At 63.1% G+C, this 19440-nt stretch carries 17 protein-coding genes and 8 pseudogenes; 6 read left to right on the plus strand and 19 right to left on the minus strand.

Annotated features, from left to right (window positions below; all coding sequences use genetic code 11):
• Positions 1 to 119: 119 nt before the first annotated feature.
• Entirely contained in the window at positions 120 to 644 is a 525-nt protein-coding gene (locus tag ACUSIJ_RS23120; protein ID WP_449310787.1) for a DUF1097 domain-containing protein, read from the plus strand.
• A gap of 68 nt (positions 645 to 712) precedes the next feature.
• On the opposite strand, the pseudogene ACUSIJ_RS23125 reads toward ACUSIJ_RS23120, so the two are convergent.
• The 5 genes and pseudogenes from ACUSIJ_RS23125 to ACUSIJ_RS23145 form a co-directional block, all read right to left on the minus strand.
• Positions 713 to 862: pseudogene (locus ACUSIJ_RS23125) on the minus strand (single-stranded DNA-binding protein); the annotation flags it as partial.
• Between the two features lie 28 nt (positions 863 to 890).
• Positions 891 to 1193, minus strand: a pseudogene (locus tag ACUSIJ_RS23130) (helix-turn-helix domain-containing protein); the annotation flags it as partial.
• Positions 1190 to 2128 carry an alpha/beta hydrolase family protein gene (locus tag ACUSIJ_RS23135; protein WP_449310788.1) on the minus strand — a complete coding sequence of 313 codons (939 nt, stop codon included), beginning with the start codon at positions 2126 to 2128 and terminating at the stop codon, positions 1190 to 1192. The pseudogene ACUSIJ_RS23130 and the gene ACUSIJ_RS23135, both read right to left, overlap by 4 nt.
• Before the next feature lie 7 nt (positions 2129 to 2135).
• Positions 2136 to 2273, minus strand: a complete 138-nt coding sequence (locus tag ACUSIJ_RS23140) for a hypothetical protein (RefSeq protein WP_449310789.1) — start codon at positions 2271 to 2273, stop codon at positions 2136 to 2138.
• A complete protein-coding gene (locus tag ACUSIJ_RS23145) occupies positions 2270 to 3517 on the minus strand; it encodes an MFS transporter (RefSeq protein ID WP_449310790.1) in 1248 nt (415 codons plus the stop codon). The genes ACUSIJ_RS23140 and ACUSIJ_RS23145 overlap by 4 nt, the downstream gene beginning before the upstream one ends.
• Positions 3518 to 3657: 140 nt before the next feature.
• Here ACUSIJ_RS23145 and ACUSIJ_RS23150 point away from each other — a divergent pair, with 140 nt between their 5' ends.
• Positions 3658 to 4245, plus strand: coding sequence for a TetR/AcrR family transcriptional regulator (locus ACUSIJ_RS23150; RefSeq protein ID WP_449310791.1), 588 nt, complete (start codon positions 3658 to 3660; stop codon positions 4243 to 4245).
• Positions 4246 to 4313: 68 nt separating this feature from the next.
• On the opposite strand, the pseudogene ACUSIJ_RS23155 reads toward ACUSIJ_RS23150, so the two are convergent.
• Positions 4314 to 4403, minus strand: a pseudogene (locus tag ACUSIJ_RS23155) (DUF3363 domain-containing protein); the annotation flags it as partial.
• A gap of 211 nt (positions 4404 to 4614) precedes the next feature.
• Positions 4615 to 5478, minus strand: coding sequence for a DMT family transporter (locus ACUSIJ_RS23160; RefSeq protein WP_449310792.1), 864 nt, complete (start codon positions 5476 to 5478; stop codon positions 4615 to 4617).
• 169 nt (positions 5479 to 5647) lie between these two features.
• On the opposite strand from ACUSIJ_RS23160, the gene ACUSIJ_RS23165 reads away from it, so the two are divergent.
• Positions 5648 to 6508 carry a LysR family transcriptional regulator gene (locus ACUSIJ_RS23165; RefSeq protein WP_449310793.1) on the plus strand — a complete coding sequence of 287 codons (861 nt, stop codon included), beginning with the start codon at positions 5648 to 5650 and terminating at the stop codon, positions 6506 to 6508.
• 87 nt (positions 6509 to 6595) lie between these two features.
• Here ACUSIJ_RS23165 and ACUSIJ_RS23170 read toward each other — a convergent pair.
• The 3 genes and pseudogenes from ACUSIJ_RS23170 to ACUSIJ_RS23180 form a co-directional block, all read right to left on the minus strand.
• Positions 6596 to 6884: pseudogene (locus ACUSIJ_RS23170) on the minus strand (conjugal transfer protein TraD).
• A 147-nt stretch (positions 6885 to 7031) separates the two neighbouring features.
• Positions 7032 to 7109 (minus strand): annotated as a pseudogene (locus tag ACUSIJ_RS23175) (hypothetical protein); the annotation flags it as partial.
• Positions 7110 to 7492: 383 nt separating this feature from the next.
• Positions 7493 to 8401, minus strand: a complete 909-nt coding sequence (locus ACUSIJ_RS23180; protein ID WP_449310794.1) for a LysR family transcriptional regulator — start codon at positions 8399 to 8401, stop codon at positions 7493 to 7495.
• Positions 8402 to 8542: 141 nt separating this feature from the next.
• On the opposite strand from ACUSIJ_RS23180, the gene ACUSIJ_RS23185 reads away from it, so the two are divergent.
• Positions 8543 to 9490, plus strand: coding sequence for a ring-cleaving dioxygenase (locus tag ACUSIJ_RS23185; protein WP_449310795.1), 948 nt, complete (start codon positions 8543 to 8545; stop codon positions 9488 to 9490).
• 92 nt (positions 9491 to 9582) lie between these two features.
• Here the strand turns inward: ACUSIJ_RS23185 and ACUSIJ_RS23190 are convergent, their stop codons facing one another.
• From ACUSIJ_RS23190 to ACUSIJ_RS23200, 3 genes are read right to left on the minus strand one after another with little or no spacing between them, the layout of a single operon-like run.
• The gene (locus tag ACUSIJ_RS23190; RefSeq protein ID WP_449310796.1) at positions 9583 to 10221 is read right to left on the minus strand and encodes an isochorismatase family protein; all 639 of its coding nucleotides are present in this window, start codon (positions 10219 to 10221) and stop codon (positions 9583 to 9585) included.
• Between the two features lie 38 nt (positions 10222 to 10259).
• Entirely contained in the window at positions 10260 to 10577 is a 318-nt protein-coding gene (locus ACUSIJ_RS23195; protein WP_449310797.1) for a GNAT family N-acetyltransferase, read from the minus strand.
• Positions 10570 to 12147: a VOC family protein gene (locus ACUSIJ_RS23200; RefSeq protein ID WP_449310798.1), complete on the minus strand. Its 1578-nt coding sequence runs from the start codon at positions 12145 to 12147 to the stop codon at positions 10570 to 10572. The genes ACUSIJ_RS23195 and ACUSIJ_RS23200 overlap by 8 nt, the downstream gene beginning before the upstream one ends.
• Positions 12148 to 12339: 192 nt before the next feature.
• On the opposite strand from ACUSIJ_RS23200, the pseudogene ACUSIJ_RS23205 reads away from it, so the two are divergent.
• Positions 12340 to 12681, plus strand: a pseudogene (locus ACUSIJ_RS23205) (pirin family protein); the annotation flags it as partial.
• 95 nt (positions 12682 to 12776) lie between these two features.
• On the opposite strand, the pseudogene ACUSIJ_RS23210 reads toward ACUSIJ_RS23205, so the two are convergent.
• Positions 12777 to 13364 (minus strand): annotated as a pseudogene (locus ACUSIJ_RS23210) (pirin family protein); the annotation flags it as partial.
• Positions 13365 to 13575: 211 nt separating this feature from the next.
• A complete protein-coding gene (locus ACUSIJ_RS23215) occupies positions 13576 to 14802 on the minus strand; it encodes a CaiB/BaiF CoA transferase family protein (protein WP_449310799.1) in 1227 nt (408 codons plus the stop codon).
• A 410-nt stretch (positions 14803 to 15212) separates the two neighbouring features.
• Between ACUSIJ_RS23215 and ACUSIJ_RS23220 the strand changes: the two are divergent.
• Positions 15213 to 15389 (plus strand): annotated as a pseudogene (locus tag ACUSIJ_RS23220) (IS110 family transposase); the annotation flags it as partial.
• A 182-nt stretch (positions 15390 to 15571) separates the two neighbouring features.
• Here the strand turns inward: ACUSIJ_RS23220 and ACUSIJ_RS23225 are convergent.
• The 4 genes from ACUSIJ_RS23225 to ACUSIJ_RS23240 form a co-directional block, all read right to left on the minus strand.
• Positions 15572 to 16369, minus strand: coding sequence for a hypothetical protein (locus tag ACUSIJ_RS23225; protein ID WP_449310800.1), 798 nt, complete (start codon positions 16367 to 16369; stop codon positions 15572 to 15574).
• Positions 16370 to 16442: 73 nt separating this feature from the next.
• On the minus strand, positions 16443 to 18035 hold the full coding sequence (locus ACUSIJ_RS23230; protein WP_449310801.1) for a tripartite tricarboxylate transporter permease: 1593 nt from the start codon (positions 18033 to 18035) through the stop codon (positions 16443 to 16445).
• Entirely contained in the window at positions 17971 to 18441 is a 471-nt protein-coding gene (locus tag ACUSIJ_RS23235; protein ID WP_449310802.1) for a tripartite tricarboxylate transporter TctB family protein, read from the minus strand. Before ACUSIJ_RS23235 ends, ACUSIJ_RS23230 begins: the two co-directional genes overlap by 65 nt.
• A 68-nt stretch (positions 18442 to 18509) precedes the next feature.
• On the minus strand, positions 18510 to 19313 hold the full coding sequence (locus tag ACUSIJ_RS23240; protein WP_449310803.1) for an aldolase/citrate lyase family protein: 804 nt from the start codon (positions 19311 to 19313) through the stop codon (positions 18510 to 18512).
• Between the last annotated feature and the right edge of the window lie 127 nt (positions 19314 to 19440).

Consider the following 19440-nt stretch of genomic DNA (forward strand, 5'->3'; position numbering starts at 1 on the left):
GCTGAAAGACGGCCTGCGAAAATAAAAGCCGCCGTTCCCAAGAAGATCGTTTCGCCGGGCGCGGCGAAACGTCGATTTCTCGTGGCCAATCATTCGGCCTAGCTGGAAAGGATACTATCGTGAGCAGTGTGCAAACTCCCGACGAGCATGGAGCACCTCCCCGGCCAAGCCACCAGACAAGCCGGTCGAAGTTCATTCTGTGGACCGTCATTGCTTCGGCGGTCGCTGCGATGGCGGCCTGGACGAGCGCGGCGCTTGCGCTCGAGGTTTGGGTGATGTTCGCCGGCTTCATCGCGTGGTTCACGCGGCCGACGTCCCTGACGAACAGCCTCTCGGCGATGCTGTGCCTGTGGCTGGGGCTGTTGATCGGAGCGCTATCCCACGTCGTCACCGGAGCCTTGGCGATCTCCCTCGGCCATCTGGCGCTGCCCGTCGTGGTTTTCGTCGTTGCGCTGATCATCGTCGGACTGCGAACGAACAGCATGCTGGGCAACATGCTCGCCTGGTTTCTGGGCATGGTGACGTGGTTCGCTGCCGAGTTCGGTCTTTCGAGCGCCTCGTTCATCCATCTGGGGAGCGCCACCGCGATCGGCGGCTTCGCCGGCTACACCTGCCAGACACTCAATCGCCGCTGGGCGGAGTGAAAGAACGGGAAGACTGCGAACGTGGCGAGACCCGGCGGCTTGCGCCGCCGGGTCTCGCGGCCTCCCGCTCAGAGCGGGATGTCGTCGTCGATGAACTTGCCGTCATCGTTCCGGGTCTGCTTCGCTCGGCTCAGGAAGTCCACCGTCTCGGCGATGATCTCGCAGCCATAGCGATCGCCCCCAGCCGCGTCGGTCCATTTGGTGTAGTGGATGCGACCGCTCGACGAAATGCCGACAGGCTTCAGTCAGCCGGACGCCTCGCGTATGACGCTCGAACAGGAGGATGCCGAGGTCTTCCTCCAGTGTCTTGATCCGGGCGCTCACGCTCGACTGGCTTAAGCCGAGCGCATTGGCGGCGTGCCGAAAATTCAGGTGCTCGACGACGGCCAGGGTCTGCATGAGCGCGGCCAGCGGAATACGGTAGCCGAGCCACGATATCTGGCTCGTCGGATCGGCGGACTTATGCAATCGACGCCGCATGGGACCACCTGACTGACGGCATATTCGCGTCCGTGTCGGCGTAACGATGAAAGGCCATTCTCCCATCATCCTTTCCGTTGGTCTTGAAGGCCGATGACGTTTCCCGGCCAGGGATTCACTTCGTCTCGCAGCCAGAGCAGCGTATCGATCCAGAACCCGCTCGCGTGACTGTCGTGGAAAAGGCCGAAATGTCCGATCCGCTCGCGGCCGTAGTCCGAAGGCTTGAGCAGTACGGCTGTACGGGAGGCGCCAGTGTAATAGTCAAGCGTCCGTCGAACCGCGGGCACCGTCCCAAGCTCGTCGTCCGACATGGCAATGGCGAGGATCGGCGCCGTCACGGCGGCCATGCGGGCGACCGCGCCTGCGCGTTCCTCACGCGGATGGGTGCGCTCGAAGCGCGGGCCGCGAAAGCTCCATTCGTTGGCGACGCCTGCCGGCAAATCCTCCAGCCATCCGAGCTTGCGGCCGGGGAAATAACCGAAGAGTGCCGTGGCGGCGGGCATGGCCACATGCCATTTGAGGAACAGGCCGAGCCGCTTGGCGCGCGCATAATCGCCCCACCACGCATATTGCGCTCCGACCGTCAGCATCCGGTCGATCAGCGGCGCGCTCTCGGCTAGCCCAGGCAGGAAGCCGCCGATGCTGTGCCCGACGACGATCAGGGGATCGTGCGGACGGCGCTCATGCATCAGGCGTGCGGCCGCGTCGAAATCCCGCTTTCCCCAATCCCGCCAGCGGTAGCCGCAGCGTCGAAGGTCTGCCGGCGCCGAGGCTCCGATGCCGCGATAGTCGTAGGTCAGAACGTCGAACCCGCGGGCGGTCAGGAAGTGCGCATAACGATGGTAGTAGCGCGCCAGCACGCCGGTCGCGGGGTTGATGACGACGCTACCGTTCAAGGCACCGCCCCGGCTGGGCCACAGATGTCCGCCGAGCCGGACGCCGTCCGAGCATGGGATCTCGATCGCCGTCGCATGTTGTCTCGATATGGAGAGCGCTTCGTTCATGCCGTCGTCACCCGCACATCGACAGGGCTGTCAGCCAGAGCGCCGATAGGTCGGATGTCGTCCAGAACCGTAACACGACGAGGCCGGCGGCCATGAGGAACGCGAACGGCAACCATGAGATGATGAAGTTCGGCTTCGCGTTCATGCCGGCACCACGCGATCGACCGGCCGGATGATCGCCCGATCGTCGATCGGCCAATGGACGATCGCGGCGAGCAGGCCGAGTGCCATCGCGAGCAGCCAGATTCCCTGATAGGAGCCCGTCGCCTCGAAGACATAGCCGCCCAGCCAGACGCCGAAGAACGATCCGAGCTGATGGCCGAAGAACACGAACCCGAACAGCGTCGTGATGTAGCGGACGCCGAATATCTGGGAAACGATGCCGTTCGTCAGCGGCACCGTGCCGAGCCATAGGAAACCCATTACGGCGGCGAAGGCGTAGACGCTCCACGTGCTGAGCGGCAGCATCACGAACAGCGCCATCGCCAGCGTGCGGACGAGGTAGAGGCCGGCAAGCAGATGCTTGCGCGGCAGGAAGCCGCCCCACAAGCCGAGAAGGTATGTGCCGGCGACGTTCATCAGCGCGATGATCGCGAGCGCGGCGACCGCGTCGTTGGGGTGCAGTCCCCGGTCGATGAGATAGGCGGGAAGATGCGTGGCGATGAAGGCGAGCTGGAAACCGCAGGCGAGAAAGCCGAGATTGAGCAGCCAGAACCCGCGGTGCCGAAATGCTTCGGAAATAGCAGCGCGGAGGGAAATGTCCGCTCCGGTCGTTTCCGGCACTGCCTGCTGATCGCGCATCGGCCAGGCCAGCGGCAGGATGACCACCATGACGATCGCCAGCGCCAGCAGTGCACCGGTCCATTGCCATGTCCCAATCATCGCCTGCGTTGCCGGAACCATCGCGAACTGGCCGATGCCGCCGATCGCACCCGCAAGGCCCAGTGCCCAGCTCCGCCGTTCGGGCGGAACGATCCGGCTCAGCGCGCCGTAGATCGCTCCGAAGGCGGTGCCTGACAGTGCGAGGCCGATGCAGATGCCCGCGCTCAGCAGGAACGCGGTCGAGGTCTGCGCGTGGATCATGAAGTAGAGGCCGAGGGCATAGAACACCAAGCCACCGACCACAATCTTGGCAGTGCCAAAGCGATCGGCGATCATGCCGGTGAAAGGCTGCGCGATACCCCAGGTCAGGTTCTGGACTGCCAGCGCGAACCCGAACATCTCGCGCGACCATCCCCGATCCAGCGTCACCGGCAACAGGAACAGCCCCTGCACATGCCGAACGCCGAGCGCCAGCCCCATGATTACGCCGCCCGCCAGGACAGGCACCCACAGGGTATGGAGCCAGGCTTTTCCCGAGGGCAATGGCAGCTTGCTCGACGGCGTCATGCGTGGACCTTCCTGCCGCTGCGAGCACAGGCACTCACGGCGGCGACCTCGGCGGAATTTGCGGACAACCTGCGATCCGCGAGGTCAAGATAGGAAAGGAGAAGGATTGTGTATATTCACTAGACGGTATACATGAGATCATGACTGTTGCGACGATGACGACCAGGGACCGCATCATCAAGGCGGCCGCCAAGCTGTTTCAGAACGAGGGCATTCGTGCTGTGAGCATCGATGCCGTCGCGGAAAAGGCGGGTGTCACCAAACGGACGCTCTACTATCATTTCCGCAGCAAGGACGAGTTGATCGCCGCCCATCTGGCGAACCGCGACCAGCCGAACCTGAAGCTTTTCCAGCAATGGTTCGCCGACACCGAAGGCGATGTGGCTGACAAGGTGGAAGGCATCTTCCGCAATCTCGCGCAGTCGGCCCGACACCCGAAATGGAAGGGCTGCGGCTTCCTTCGCACCTCGGTCGAGCTGATCAACATGCCCGGCCATCCCGCTATCGTTATCGGACGCGCCCACAAGAAGCGCGTCGAGGACTGGCTATGCTCGGTGTTCGAAGACGTATGCGGCCCGGACCGTGCGCGACAGCTCGCCCGGCAGGTCATCCTACTGCTCGACGGCGCCTTCTCCGTCGTGCTCCTCCACCGTGATCCGAGCTACATGGAGGCTGCCGGAGAGGCGGCGGCGAGCCTGATCCGCGCAGCCATACCAACGGGAGCGTAAAGCAAGAAGTCCTATGCCAGTTCCTCCCAACGTCGTGATTCCCGCGAAACGCCGCTCGCTTGTCCAATTTACCACGAAACCGAGCCGCTCTGCGCGATGCTCATGACTTCGCGCCCAAGTTGGCGGTCGATGACCGGCCGTCATGGGACAAGGGTGTCGGCCTCGGCCTCGGCATTGTACTGGAAACTGCCGTACGCCGTTTGCCGAGGTTGATACGGATCGGATCGGTGCGTCTGGTCGACAATTGGGCGACGCGCCAGCTGTCGGTCTGCTTCCGTTCGGATCAGGATCTGACCTCGCAAGCGTTGGATCTCATAAGGCACCTTGCGTCCGCCGATGGTCATCGCGGCTAAGCACGAAGCGGGGCCATCAGATACCCCGCCGCATTCCGATCGCCATGCCCAAGGTGACAAGGGCAAGGCCGATCAGCGTGGCGAGGCTCGGTGTTTCGCCGAGCAGCAGGAAGCCGCCGAGCGTCGTCAATACCGGCACGGCGGTGGTGAAGATCGCGACCTCCGCAGCGCCGAGAAGAGCGACGGCGCGCGTATAGACGAAGACCGACAGCGCACCGATCAGAACGCCCTGAAAGACGCCCTGGATGAGCAGGTCGGCCCATTCGGCCTGAAGAAGCCTCGTTCCCGGCAGCATGACGTACACCGGTAGGAACATCATCGCCGAGAGACCGGCAACGATCGCTGCGGCACGCACGGCCGTCAGGCCGAGCCGTTTGACATACAGGCCGTAGCCGGACCAGCAGAGGGAAGCGGCGAGCAGACTGAGATCGCCGAACAACACCGACGGCGCGGCCTGACGCAACCCATCCGAGGCCATCACCACGACGCCGAAGGCGATGACGCCAAGCGCGAACCCCTGCCGCCTGCCGATCCGGTTGTCGACGAATAGCCAGAGCAGCACCGCTGTCGCCAGCGATAACGTGCCATGAAGCAGGGTTGCACCGTGGGACGCGGGCGCGAGCGCGAAGCCTGTATAGGCGAACAAGGCGAAGCCCAGGCCACCGAGGGTCGCAAGGAACACTGCTTCATGAACACGCAGGCCGCTCAGACCATGCCTGACAAGGATGGGCGCCAGCAAAAGACCAGCGATGCCGAAACGTAGCGCTGCGATGTCCGGTAGCGTGAGCGTGGCGGACAGCCCAACCCGCGACACAAGGACGAAGCTCGAAAACAGGGCGACAACCACGCAGGCATAGGCGACGCCTTGCGCTCGTTCCATAGTCTCTTCGCGCGTTTTGATCTCTCTTGCCAAGTTGAGCCTCGGTCGAATCCTGAACCGGCCCAACGTAGCGGCGAACGATCGCATAAGGAAAATTGATATTTCGGAAAAAACCAAATAGATTTTGATGATATAGATTCGGTTGGCGTAACCTCGGGAGCGGGCGGGAATGAAGCTACAGCAGCTCAGGTTCTTCTGTGCGGTTGTCGAGAGTCGGTCCGTGACGGCCGCTTCCGAACGTCTGCATATTTCACAGCCCGCCCTCTCGGCCGGCTTGAAGGCCCTTCAGGACGATCTCGGCTTGTCATTGTTCGACCGCTCCGGCGGTAAGCAGCGCATTCTTCCCACGCCTGCGGCTCTGCGTTTTTATGAGGACGCCAAGGACATTCTCATTCGGTGCGAAGCCGCGCGCGCCAGGGTGGCCAAGACTGAACCGCAACGGGCCGTAGCACGGATCGGCGTCCTTCGAACCCTCGCTGGCAACGATGTGGCGGCCGTTCTCGGCAATGTCATGCGTTCGTCTTCACCCGTCTGGAAAGCCCGCGAGGGTACGGCCGTAGAGATCGGCAAGTGGCTCGCGCAAGGACGTATCGACATTGCCTGGACCGTGATCGACAGGCCCTCTCCAACAGCGAAAATCCTATGGCATGAGCCTTTCGACCTCCTGGTGGCTCGCTGTCATCGGCTGGCTCGAAACCCCGATGGCGCGGTCAGTATCGCCGATCTGGCCGGCGAAAACATCATCTTGCGAACATCCTGCGAATTGAGAAGCGGAAAGCTCCAGGCCGCCGGCATCAAGCTCCGTGTCGCCGCAAGAGCCGAGCGCGACGATTTGGCATTGAAGTTGGTCGCGCAGGGAATTGGCGTGGCCATTGCGCCGCGAAGCTTCGCAGGGGACGACATCGTCGCCCTGCCATTCTCGGATATAGACTTGTCGCGGGCTATTGGTCTGCGCTGGCGCTCGGATTTGTCTGACGCCCATGTCGCCGGCATCAAAGCGGCCGTCTCCGCTTGGGGTAGCCGATTATAACCTGATACGAAACCGGGGATCGGCCACCACGCGATAAGGGTGAGCTTCGTTGGCTTTGCGCGGCAAGCCGCGCGAGGACGGGCGGCGCTACGATATTTGAGGTCTCCGCGCCGCCCGATCCTGCCGCAGTTGAGTTCTGTCATGCACGCCTGCCGGACGCTCTGCCTCGAACGCCATCTTTCCGAGTTTCGTCCAGACATCGCGTGCGCGTTCGCCGCCCTGGCGGTTGAGCTTGTCGACCATCCAGATAAGCGCGCCGTAGATCATGGCGCGATCATCGCCGATCAGGTCCACGATCCCGGCTTTGACGACGAGGCCGCCGAGTTCGATCAGGTGCCGCGTGCGGCTTGCGCCGTTCGACCTGCCATGTCCGCATGTCACATGTCGCGCCCGCGCCGCCCGGTTGCGCCGGAGCGCCGCCAGCGTCGCCGTCAGGCGTTGGTGCAGATCGCCGCGACCGGCTCTGGAAAAACGTGGCCCCGCGCTTGGCCCATGCCCCCCGCTTTGCGGCATCTTTGGTTTCGGTCAGCGCGGCGAGCGCATTGGCTAGTTCCTCGGCGGTGAGCGCATCGGCCCCGGCGGCGATGACCAGTCTGACGATCTATCCCATCAGCACCTTTGGCGACAAGTCTGACTTCCTGAAAGCGAAATATGGCCAAGTCGAGCGGATCACGCTCGATGATACGGATATCATCTTTCCAGGGTTCGACGGCGCCGTACCAACGACATCTGACGGCGTACTGGAGGTCCTGGAAGAGCTGCCCTCCGCATTCACCAAGGACTACGCGTAGGGGCTCGGCCTCGCAAAGCCGTTTCGCTTCATCATTGATGCGGTGGAAGAGCTGTCGGCTTGTACAGAGATCGTCATCACGAGCGATCACTCGACTGGCCATGATTCTGACGGCAATCGTTCTAATGTCCACGAGGCAACCGTAGCCACCATGGGGCGATGGGACGGTGTCCTGTCGGCCGATGCTCCCGATCTCAGCCCATCCATGGCGGCTGCCCGGCAAACGCCTTCGCCAGGTGGTCGACAATTGCGCGCAGCTTCATGGGCATCGCCTTTGCGGGGGACCATACGACGGAAACGGGTAGCGGCGTGGGTGTCAGGTGTTCCGCTACCCTGACCAGACGGCCGCTTTCCAGCGCATCGTGGGCTATGAAGAGCGGCAGCAGCACGATGCCCAGACCGGCGGCTGCCATGTCGCGCATCGCCTCGCCGTTGTTTGCCGCGATCCGGCCCTGCATGGGAAGGCCGGCCACTTCGCCACTCTCGTCCACGAACTGCCAGACCTGCGCCGAGTGGACGTTGAGATAGCCGATGGCCTGATGCCCGGTCAGCTCGGCCAGAGTTTCCGGAGCCCCGTGGCGGGCGACGTAGTCGGGGCTCGCGCAGATGACGCGCGGGTCTTCGCACAGTTTCCGCACGATTAGCCCCGAATCCGGCAATTGCCCGATCCGGATAGCTAAATCGAACCGGCCGCGAACGAGGTCGACGATCCGGTCTTCATAGTCCACCACCATGTCGAGGTTGGGATGCTGACGTGCGAACTCGGCGAGCACGGGCCCGAGATGCCGGATGCCGAAGCTCATGGGCGCCGTGATCGCCAGCGCGCCGCGCAGGCCCGCCATGCCCCAGGCCGCGCTCTCGACCGCCTGGGTCATCTCGGCCAGTGCCGGGCGCAACCTGATGGCGAGCTCCTCGGCGGTTTCGGTCGGCGCGATGCGCCCGGCATGGCGCTGGAAAAGGGCCGCGCCCAATGCCAGTTCCAGATCGGCGATGCGCTTGCTGACGACTGATTTGGAAAGATTGGCCCGCGCGGCAGCTCCCGATACCGTGCCGGTCTCCATCACGTCCAGGAAGGTTCTGATCTCGTCTATGGTCCATCTCATTGCGACAGCATAGCGCGGCGGGATGCGGCGGAACATCGCCGTTCGAAGAATGTGAACGCCGCATGCGCAAGCCGACGACTGCCGTTTCGGATTGGCATGGCCGATATTCGCAGCAACGCAAACACCGAAGGGAGCGGCACGATGCAACTCACCGGCATTCATCACCTGACGGCGATCACCGCCGATGCGCCCGCCAACAAGCGCTTTTACACCGACACGCTCGGGCTCAGGCTCGTCAAGAAAACCGTGAACCAGGACGACACCAGCGCCTATCATCTGTTCTACGCGGATGGAGAGGCAACGCCGGGCACCGACCTGACTTTCTTCGACTGGCCGGTCTCGCCCGAGCGGCGCGGCACCCATTCCATCAGCCGCACCGGCCTGCGCGTTTCCGGCGAGGACAGCCTGAACTACTGGGCCGCGCGCCTAGGTGACGCGGGATTGAAGACCGGCGATGTCGCCACCATCGACGGCCGCGCCAGCCTCGATCTGGAGGACCCGGAGGGCCAGCGCTTCCGGCTGGTCGACGACGGTGGCGCCGGGGCGGCGCATCCATGGGATCGCAGCACGGTTCCGGCGGAACACCAGATACGCGGCCTCGGGCCGATCACGATCTCCGTGCCGCAGAAGGAACCGACCGACGCCCTTCTGACCCGGATCCTCAATATGAGCGAGGAGCGCGACTACGCTTCGCCGGACGGCGAGGGCCGCGTTCATGTCTATCGCATGGGCGAGGGTGGGCCGGCGGCCGAGCTGCATTTGGCGGTCCAGCCGGGCCTTCCCGTCGCGCGGCAGGGCGCGGGCGCGGTCCATCATGTCGCTTTCCGCACCCCGGACGTCGCGGCGATCCGCGACTGGGCCGAGCGGCTGTCGCAGTTCAGGGTTCCAAGCTCCGGCGAGGTTGAGCGCTACTACTTCCGCTCGCTCTATTTCCGGGAGCCGGGCGGCAATCTGTTCGAGATCGCCACCGACGGCCCCGGCTTCGCGGTGGACGAGCCTCTGGAGAGCCTTGGCGAAAGGCTGGCGCTGCCGCCTTTTCTGGAAGCGCGGCGCGAGGCGATAGAAGCCAATCTCAAGCCGCTCGAATAGACCGCGGGCGACCACGGACGTGAGGGGCAATCAGGTCATGCGCCCCTGAAAGAGAAGGCGATGCATTGCGCCCGCCTTCTCTCCGGCAGAATTCAGCGGCTGCCCTGGAGGCGTCGGCGCTCCGGGAAGTACCACTGAAGGACCTTGCGGAACCTGTCCGATCTCTCGCGCGCCCAGTTGCGCATGAGTTCGCTTCCGAAGGAGATCGCGGTGACGGGTTGCGCGCCGGCCTGGATCATGCGGTCAAACGCGCGTTCGTGGCTGACCGGCGAGATGCCGCCCACGGCATCGACGACCGGATAGACCTCATAGCCTTCCGCCAGCATGTCGAGAACGGGAAAGGCCAGGCACACTTCCGTCCAGAGCCCGCCGATCACGACCTTTCGCCGCCCGGTCGCTTCCACCGCCTTCCGGAAATCCTCGTCCTCCCACGAATTGACGCCGGTGCGGTCGATTTCCGCGACGCCGGGCAGCGCCTCGCGGATGGCGGCGATCGTGCCTTCGTTGACGCCCATGTCGACGCCGACGGTCGTCAGGATCACGGGGATGTCATAGGCGGCGGCGAGCTTGCAGGCCGCCACCGCGTTCAGCGTGATCTCCTCATGCGCGCCCGAAGTGATCGCCGAATACTGTTCGGGCTGATAGTCGATCAGCACCAGAAGGCAGTTTTCCGGGGTCAGCAGGTGATCGGTCTTCGGGTCGCGGACAGGTTCGGCTTGGGTCTTGGGCATTCTCGATCCTCCTTGTCGATGATCCGGGCCTTGCGCCGTCAAGGCGTTTCGCCCGGCCTAGTGGTGAAGGCATCCGACCATTCCGGATGCTTGGCGTATTGCGCGCGGACATAGGGGCACAGGGGAACGATGGTGAAGCCGTTCCCGCGCGCGTCCTTGACCATGAAGGCGACAAGCGCGGCGGCCGCGCCGGTGCCCCGCATCGTGTCCGGCGCTCCGGTATGGTCGGCGCTGATGCGATCCGGGCCGCGTTTCGTGAAGGTGACCTCGGCCTCGCCTTCGACCCCCTCGATGCGGGCGACATAGCGTCCGCGACGTCCGCTTCCTTCTTGCTTGACGATATCGATCTCAGTCATTTCCTCTGTCTCCCTGGTTTCCGCCCAGCCATTCCCGTGCCAGCGCCGTATCGGCAGGCGTCAGCTCGTGTCCCGCATCGATCGTACGGGCTTCGAGAGCGGCGCCCCATTCCCCTAGCCAGGTTTCCAGCGCCGGAGCAGAGTGGCCGAACGGGTCTTGCGCGCCACTCAGCATCAGCACTTGTGCGCCCGTCAGGTCGGCTTCCGGCAGCTTCTCCAGCACCGGCATCGCCCTCAAAAGGATCGCGCGCCGCACGACGCCGGGATGAAGCCCCATGACGGCGGCGATGAAGTTCGCGCCGTTGGAGAACCCCAGGAAGGTTGTGCGCGAAGCGTCAAGCCCATAGCCGGAAACCGCGCCCTCCGCGAAGGCGGCGAAGGCCTCCGCCTCGGCGCGAATGTCTGCTTGGTCGAAGCGGGTCTCGGTGAAGCGCCTGAACCAGCGCGCCATGCCCTCCTCATGGGCGCGTCCTCGCACACCCAGAAGCGTCGCGTGCGGCGCGATCGCGTGGGCGAGCGGCATCAGGTCGGCCTCGTTGCCGCCGGTGCCGTGCAGGAGCACCATGATGCCGCCGTCCGGGTCGTCAGGCGTGTAGAAGCGATGGACGAAAGGCAGGTCCCTCATGGGGCGGCGTTCCTCTCCGGGCATGGCGAATTGCGGCAGCATGACCTTCAGCGCCTCGGCGCGCTCGCTGTCACCGGGCGGTACGAACAATGTCGCGCCCAGCCGGTCTTCGTCCTCGTCTATCGCGAAGCCGGGGCCGTCGCTCGCCAGCTCGAACAGCGTGCCGCCCGGCTCGCGCACGTAGAGCGAAGTGAAGTATTTGCGGTCGTGGAAGTTTGTCGGCGACGAATTGAGACGCGAAAGCTGTTCCTGCGCGGCGCGTACGGCCCCGGCGTCCGCCGCCCGGAAGGCGACATGATCGGCGGTTCCCGTTCCGGGAATGCCGGGCACGTAGCCGGTTGCGTCACGGATGTCGACGGCATCCGTATCCGACAGCATCCGCCGCACCGCACCGGCCTGCGGACCCGCCCGGTAGCCGAAGCGCTTCAGGAAAGCTCCGGTCTCCTCAGATGTTTCCGTCAGGATCGTCACGGCGCGCAGCCGCCGTATGGCGGTCGTCTCATCGCCCCATGGATGCATGGCTGGAAGGTCAGCGCCCACCAGCTTGACGATGATGCCGTCGGGATCCTTCAACCTGAACACTGGCTCGCCGAACTCACGGCTCGGTCCCTCGGCCCGCACGCCGTGCTTCAGCGCGCGTGTCATCCATTCGCCGATGGCCGCCCGCGGCACGGCGAAGGCGATCTCGGAGACCTGGCCGTTGCCAACACGGCCCGGCGCGCCATCCTCCCAGACGAGGAAGGTGACAAGCGAGCCGGGTGAGCCAACTCCGTCGCCGTAAAAGAGGTGCAGCTGTCTCGCATCCTCGTAGCCGCCGGTGCGCTTGACGAGGCGAAGGCCGAGAAATCCGGCATAGAAATCGACATTGGCCTGCACCCGCCTGGTGATCAGCGTGACGTGATGAAGGCCCGTGTCGGAGGATGGTTCGAAATCGCTAGCGGACATTTTCGGATTCTCCAGGCCGTGCTTGTGCAAACTGACCCTATGCTATCGTGCCAAAGTGGCATCGACACCGTCCGTTCCAAGATCGCATGCAGCGAAACCAGCGTTCGGTATCGCCGAACGGCATCGGGGTTTTGGCGAAAGCGCGTGTCCCGTATGGTCTATGGACCGATTGTGAACAGGAGAACCATTGCCATGAGCTGGAATCCTGCCCTCACGCCCGGCTGCCCCGACGAGGTCGGCGTCGACGCGATCGAGACGCTGATCATCCCGCGCGCCCGTGACCTCGGCGGCTTCGAGGTGCGCCGCGCGCTGCCAGCCCCGAAGCGGCAGATGGTCGGCCCGTTCATCTTCTTCGATCAGGCCGGGCCGGCGGAGTTCCTTACCGGGCAGGGAGTGGACGTGCGGCCGCATCCGCATATCGGCCTCGGCACGGTCACCTATCTCTACCGTGGTGACTTCCGCCACCGCGACAGTCTCGGCACCGATCAGATCATCCATCCGGGCGCGCTGAACTTGATGGTTGCCGGTCGTGGGGGGGAGGCGGGATGGATAGCGGCACCGCAGGTCAGCGGCTGCGAGGAAAACAAGGAAAAATCCTCTGGCCGCCAATGATGCGTGATAGTCGAAACTCACTCCGGTAGCGGGATATGCTCCGTGCGATCGTCGACGGGAAGATCGAAGAGGCCGCTTCCCCAGCTCTCGGCTTGCCACTGCGCCTTGGCTTCTTCGATCTTCTCCTTGGAGGAAGCGACGAAGTTCCACCAGACGTAGCGCGGACCGTTGAGCGTTGCGCCGCCGAGAATCATGAGCCTTGCACCGTTCGTCCCGGCGGCGATGGTGATGCGGTCGCCAGGGCGGAAGACCATCATCTGGCCTGATTCGAACGCTTGGCCGGCAATGGAGATCGTGCCTTCGACGATGTAGATGCCGCGATCCTCGTGCTCGTCTGGCATGGGCAGCCGCGCGCCCGGCGCAAGCCTGACATCGGCATAGAACGTCTCGGAGAACATGGTGGCCGGTGCTCGCTCGCCATAGGCGGTGCCGAGGATGAGCCGCGCCGAGATGCCGTCGCTCTCGATCACCGGCAACGTCTCCTTGCCGTGATGCTCGAATGTCGGCGCCATGTCCTCGTGTGTGTCGGGCAAAGCCAACCAGGTCTGGATGCCGAACAGGCTGTTCGGTCCGCTGCGCACCTCGGCCGACGTGCGTTCCGAGTGGTCCCCGTGAGGGATATCGGCGATCTTGCGAAAGCTGAAACCGCCACAGTACCTGGCTAGCGTGATAAGGCCAGAGTCCGGCCGGATCAGTGGCACAAGCGCCGCTTTCTGCATCCCCGGACAAATATGCCGAAAGCCTCACTCTACCCCAGATACTTGTTAAGACACACCGGGGACGTGTGGAGAAAGGACACTCAGGTGGTGGCCTCGCCTACACCGTCGCATTGCGCACTTTCGCCCACAGCTCGGCGTCTCGGTCGGGTGTTACCGCCACGCCTTCCTTGATGAATGACTGTATCTTGTCTTCCTCATAGCCGATCTGTCGCAGTACGGCGTATGTATGCTCCCCAAGCAGTGGCGGGGGCAGTTCCATGATATCTTCTCCCACAACAGCCGGCAGAGGAAAATTCGGAACCGCGAACTCATAGCCTGAAAAGGGGAACTGCGCGTACTTTCCCGGCTCGCGTGCCTGCGGCGCATCAAGCACCCTGTCTGGAGACAGGACCTCGGTAAAGCCGGCGCCGACTTCAGATAGCCTGCGGGCAAGTTCGTCATAGTCAAGGCTCTTGACAGCCGTGCTCACCAGTTGCTCGATCTGCGGCCGGTTCTTTCTCCGCTGCCGCAGAGTCGACAGGTCGGAGTCTGCGGCTACGGACGCCGCCTTGCAGAATTTGCGCCAGTGCTCGTCGGTCAGCATGACGAGATAGATCCACCGGTTGTCGCGGGTCTCGTAGGCGCCATATCCCGGGATGCTGAACTCGGGGGAGGGCTCCTGTTCCTGCTTCCCGAGAAGCTGCGCATTCAACTGAACGCCAACCAACTCGCGTGCTGCAACATGCAGACCGGTCTCGTAGAGGCCAAACTCGATGTTGCGGCGCGCGCTCGTCCCGTCGGCGTCCAGAAGGGCTGACAAGATGCCGATGACGGCGTAGCAGCCGGCGAACTGATCGTGGTAGGAGGGGCCAAGGCGCGATGGCCTGCCGTCGAGGCGGTTGGCATACATGACCCCCGTGGCGGCTTCCGCGATCGGGTTCGAGGCGACCGCCTCCGAAAGCGGTCCGGCGCCATATCCCTTGATGTGGCAGTAGACGATATCGGGGGTGATGGCCGAACAACCTGCGTAGCTGACGTTCAGCCGCCTTGCCGCACCGGGTGACAGATTGTGAACGACCACGTCGGCGCCTTTCACGAGCCTGTGAAAAATCGCCTGACCATCCTCCGACCCCAGATCCAGACAAATGCTCTTCTTGCCGCGATTGTAGGCGATATAGGTGCCGCTCGGGCCGCCGCGAACCAGTTTTCGGGTCGTATCTCCCGCCGGCGGCTCGATCTTGATTACCTCCGCCCCCATCTGGTTGAGGATGTGGGTGGCAAACGGCGCCGCGATCATGCTCCCCAGTTCGAGCACTGTCCGATTGGCGAGAACCCCGGTGATCATGACCCCTCCCTGGCGTTATGGATACGGATCGCCGGCCCGAGTTGGCGTGTAAGCGATCAAATAATGCATTATATGCTATATATGAGGGTGCAGGTTGGTGCAACGGTCAATGTCGCGTTGGTTGCCGCGATTGCTGCGGCGGCAAGCCGTGCGATGCCAATGCCTCAACATGCCTCGCGCAAGGCATGACATCTATAATTATTTGAAATTAAAGATAAACACACCAACTCCGGCGCCGGCAGTTTCGTGTGGGTGGAAAGGTTGGCTGTGATTTTCTGGTGGGAAAACGGCCTTGAGAATCGAATGGAAAAGGCTTCGCTTTCCGGCATGAAAGAGAGTGCTGATGGTTTATATAGTGCATGGTGCATTTTTATATTGGCTGCGGCATGTCATCACAATAGCCTCGCAGAAAAAGCGGAGAGCTTCCTGTCATATGTCCGGATGCGCGCCATGCCCGTGCCGCCACCGCCTTGCAGCGAAACAAGACCGACGCGAGAGACGCCGGGAGTTTGGCGCAACGCGTGCGCACTGGCTGGTATCGTGAGGCACGTGTGAAAAGTTTCGATGCTCGCGCTGTCCAGAAGATGGGGTCGACGATGGTGCACTGTACGTGCAATCCTCGCGCGCCACCGCTCAGCGGCAAGAGTGCCGACGGGGTTGTCACACGCCTTACGAAGCTGCACCCTCGAACGACATGACCGCATAACGGGCCGTCGGTCCCGCACGTGTATCTCCGCCGCCCCCGCGCACGCTGGCAAAGAAGGCTCTCTCACAGCTGTTTGGCCTGTTGCGACGGCCTGTCGGTGGTGCCGAGAGACGCGCGAAGGGGAAATTGCACCACCAAAACCTGAGTGCCGCCGGCGCCCGCCACCACCGTCGCCGCCGGTTCGTCGGGGGCCACGAACAGGCAGTCGTTCGCGGCAAGCAAACGGTCTCCCGCCGTCCCCTGACCGCCGAGCGACAGCCAGAACTGGCCGCCGCCCGAACTGGGCCGGGGGCCGGCGACCGTTTCTCCTTCCGGCATGGTGTGGAGCCAGGCACCAAGCCCGTCCTCGGCAGCCAGAAGTGTTGCGACCGCACACCCGGCAGACTCGCATTCGGCGAGCGAAGGCCGATCTACCGGACCTGCATAAGCGAACCGGGCTTTTCGTTCGACGCCACGCAGTTCCTCTCGCGATTGCGGCATGTAGCGGGCGCCGAAATCGATGCTATCCCGAAAGGTGAAGAAGGAAAGCCCCTCGGGACCAGACCGAAGCGGGCCATACGGCGTATAGGCCGAAGTGTAGTAGACGCTGAGATCCCTCGCTTCGTGCTTGCCTATCCAGCCGGAACCGTGGATGAAGACTTGGAACTGATCGGCGATATGGAAATGCGGCTGAATTTCAGTATCGGAATCCTGTTCGACTAGAAAGACTGCGGGAGACAGCGAGCCCGGCTCGGGTAGTTTCAGGCCAGGCTTGATGTCATGTCGAGCCAGCCCCATGAAGCTGCTGTACCAGAAGCCGACCCCATGCGAGACTTTACGGCTTCGCCCGGCCCGGGCCTTTTCGGCTTTGGCGATCAGCATGGTCGTTTATCCTCCTGCGACAGTGATCGGCGGCGATGTGCTCATGGAAGGGCAGGCGCTGCCTGAACTCCAGTCATTTCCGAACTTTCGCCAAGCGGCCGAAGGTGTCCGGAGAGAGTTGGTTGATAACGAGAAGCAGCAGCACCACGACGAGCGCGATCAAAAGTGCCAGCGACAGCGGCCGCTCCACGAAGATGGCAAATCCCGAATCCGACAGGAGCACTGACTGCCGGAACGATTTTTCGGCCAATGGGCCCAGAACAAAGGCAAGTACCAGCGGAATCAGCGGGTAGCTCAGGCGGCGCATAACGAAACCCAGCAGGCCAAAGGCGAGAACCATCCAGACGTCCCACATCGTCTTATTGATGCTGTAGGCACCGACCACGGACAACATGACCGTCCCGGTGGCCAGCGCCGCATAGGGCAGGCGCAGAAGTTGGATGAACACGCCTACGAGGGGCAAGTTTAGCACGAGCAGCATAAGGTTGCCGACCAACATGCTGGCGATCAATCCCCACGCCACGTCCGGATGATCGCGAAAAAGCTGCGGACCCGGTTCGAGCCCGAAGATCAGGAAGGCGCCGAGCATGATGGCAGCCGTGCCGGACCCCGGGATGCCCAACGTCAGCAGGGGCAGCAGCGCGCCGGTGGCCGCCGAGTTATTGGCCGATTCCGGTCCCGCTACGCCCTCGATCGCGCCCTTGCCGAACCGTTCGGGATGGCGCGAGAGGTTGCGCTCGATCGCATACGAGATGAAGGGAGCGATGCCTGGTCCCGCACCAGGCATGACGCCAAGGAAGAAACCCAGGATAGATCCACGAAAGATCGGCATCCGCGACAGTCTGAACTCTTCGCGATTGGGAAGCAGGTTGCGCAGACGGAAGCTCACGGCTCCCTTGACAAGGGTGATTGTTGGCATGGTGCTGGCGACCTCGGTGATGGCGAAGAGGCCGAGGACGATGATGACGATCTCGAAACCGCCAAAGAGTTCCGGAATGCCGAAAGTGAAGCGGGGCATCCCGCTGAAAAGATCCGGTCCGACGGTGGCGAGCAGCAGACCGCCTGAAGCCGAGATAAGCCCCTTGTAGACCTCGCCGTTGCTCAGCGTCACTACCAGGGTAAGCGCCAGCACCACGAGCATGAATATCTCCGGCCGTCCAAGAACGAGAGCAAGCTTCGTCATGGGGCCGGCGAGAAAAGCCAGACCCAAAGCGGCGAGGACGCCTGCGATGAAGGAGCCGATCGCGGCGATGCCCAATGCCGCCCCGGCGCGGCCCGCTTGGCGCATGGCATATCCGTCGATCGACGTCACCACCGAAGACGCTTCTCCGGGCACCTTCAGCAGGATCGACGTGCTGGAGCCGCCGTACATGGCGCCGTAGTAGATGCCGGCGAACATGATGAGGGCGCCGGTGGGAGGCAGGCCATAGGTGAAGGGCAACAACAAGCCGAGCGCCACCGACGGCCCTAGTCCGGGAAGAATACCCACCAGCGTGCCGATCAACGCCCCGATAAAGGCAAACATTAGGTTTTGAGGCTCCATGGCGATGCCAAGACCGCCAACGAGGAGTCCGAGATTTTCCATGGTTTTCCCCGCCGATTCACCAAAGAGCTGCAGCCGGCAGTTCCATGCCGAACAGAAGCGGCAGGCCGGCAGTGAAGGCAATGATGCCGAGCGTCATGAGCACCGAGCGGACGGTCGTCTCGCCGAACAGGAAGCGCACAAAGAGGAAGCTGCCGATGGAGCCGGCGATCAGATATCCGACCCATGTCATGAGCCAGATGGTGCCGATGAAGATGGCGAAGAAGCCCAAGGCGGTCCGCAGGCTGGTTTCCTGCCCGTCCTCTTCCTCGCCTTCCTCGTTGATCTTGAGCTTCGGCGGATTCTCATGCTTGCCGGAAAAGAGCTCTACCGCCGCCAGACCCGCCATCACGACAGCGATCAGGCGCGGGTACATGGCCCCGCCGTCAGCAAAATTGCCCGCTAAAATGAAGACGGCGACGCCGATGCCGAGCCAAAGGGCTGCGAATACCTTCTCGGCAATCCATCGTCCGCTTGTAAAGGGAGGCATGACTCGTGTCCTCTGTCGTTGTCATCCGTGGACGGTGTGCGGCATGTCGGCCAGCAGCAACCGCAGCACTATTTGACCTCTCCCCGATTGGCGTGCACGCCATCGATCACGGATTTCAGCATGACGTAGATATAATACTCCGTGGTCTGCAGCATGACGAGGTTGACGCCATGCTCGGCGAGGCGGCTGGCATGGCCGATCTGTCCGTCGACGGTGGGGAAGATATAGCCGGTGTTGGCGACGACCACCTTGTTGTGCTTGCGGGCCAGCGCCACGGCCCGATCCACGGCAGCCCACACGTCGGGGTGCTCATATTCATGCGGATGACCAAGCTGGTGCGATAAGTCGGTCATCGCCATGAACACGCCGCCGATGCCGTCGATGGCCATGATCTCTTCGATTTCGTCCAGAGCGCCCCGCGATTCGATAAGCGGGATGAGAAGTCGCGTGCTCGCCACCGACTTCTTCATCTCCTCGAGCGCCTTTTGGCTCGTCACTGGTTTGCCCTGGTGCCAGTCCGAAAACAGGTGGGAGACGGAGCGTGCCTCTGCCGCGGAGGTGACGGAGAACATGACGCCCTCCGCGCCGACGGTCAGCGCGCGCATGGCATCGACGGAAAAGCGCCGGTCCAGCATGTCCGCCGCAGTTCCCCAGGGATGCCCCTGGATCCGGATGAAGGGATAGACGCCGTCCGCACGCGCCACCCAGGAGATATGGGCGGCCTCGTCCCATTCGAGCCGGCTGTGCATCATGTCCGCGATGATGAAATCAGCGCCTGCGGCCGCCTGATGACGGACCAGATTGGGACCGCCCTTGGTGAGCAAACCCATGGAGACGGTTCCGTTGCGGATATTCTCGAAAAGCCGGTACATGGATACTCTCCTTGAAGTAGATCCTGAATCATAGAGTTCGGGAAGGCCGGGACAAAGTCGTGGAACGATCTGTTCTTGGCATGGTGGCGCGCGCTTGGGCACGCGCCCTTACATGATCGGCATCGAC

It is taken from the genome of Pseudochelatococcus sp. B33 (assembly GCF_053570585.1).

Coding starts and splice junctions, on each gene's coding strand:
- ACUSIJ_RS23240 (WP_449310803.1), bottom strand. CDS start 19,313: ATGTACCGGCTTTTCGAGAATATCCGCAACGGAACCGTCTCCATGGGT.
- ACUSIJ_RS23180 (WP_449310794.1), bottom strand. CDS start 8,401: ATGAGATGGACCATAGACGAGATCAGAACCTTCCTGGACGTGATGGAG.
- ACUSIJ_RS23150 (WP_449310791.1), top strand. CDS start 3,658: ATGACTGTTGCGACGATGACGACCAGGGACCGCATCATCAAGGCGGCC.
- ACUSIJ_RS23195 (WP_449310797.1), bottom strand. CDS start 10,577: ATGACTGAGATCGATATCGTCAAGCAAGAAGGAAGCGGACGTCGCGGA.
- ACUSIJ_RS23160 (WP_449310792.1), bottom strand. CDS start 5,478: ATGGAACGAGCGCAAGGCGTCGCCTATGCCTGCGTGGTTGTCGCCCTG.
- ACUSIJ_RS23135 (WP_449310788.1), bottom strand. CDS start 2,128: ATGAACGAAGCGCTCTCCATATCGAGACAACATGCGACGGCGATCGAG.
- ACUSIJ_RS23235 (WP_449310802.1), bottom strand. CDS start 18,441: ATGCCTCCCTTTACAAGCGGACGATGGATTGCCGAGAAGGTATTCGCA.
- ACUSIJ_RS23215 (WP_449310799.1), bottom strand. CDS start 14,802: ATGATCACCGGGGTTCTCGCCAATCGGACAGTGCTCGAACTGGGGAGC.
- ACUSIJ_RS23225 (WP_449310800.1), bottom strand. CDS start 16,369: ATGCTGATCGCCAAAGCCGAAAAGGCCCGGGCCGGGCGAAGCCGTAAA.
- ACUSIJ_RS23190 (WP_449310796.1), bottom strand. CDS start 10,221: ATGCCCAAGACCCAAGCCGAACCTGTCCGCGACCCGAAGACCGATCAC.
- ACUSIJ_RS23185 (WP_449310795.1), top strand. CDS start 8,543: ATGCAACTCACCGGCATTCATCACCTGACGGCGATCACCGCCGATGCG.
- ACUSIJ_RS23165 (WP_449310793.1), top strand. CDS start 5,648: ATGAAGCTACAGCAGCTCAGGTTCTTCTGTGCGGTTGTCGAGAGTCGG.
- ACUSIJ_RS23145 (WP_449310790.1), bottom strand. CDS start 3,517: ATGACGCCGTCGAGCAAGCTGCCATTGCCCTCGGGAAAAGCCTGGCTC.
- ACUSIJ_RS23140 (WP_449310789.1), bottom strand. CDS start 2,273: ATGAACGCGAAGCCGAACTTCATCATCTCATGGTTGCCGTTCGCGTTC.
- ACUSIJ_RS23200 (WP_449310798.1), bottom strand. CDS start 12,147: ATGTCCGCTAGCGATTTCGAACCATCCTCCGACACGGGCCTTCATCAC.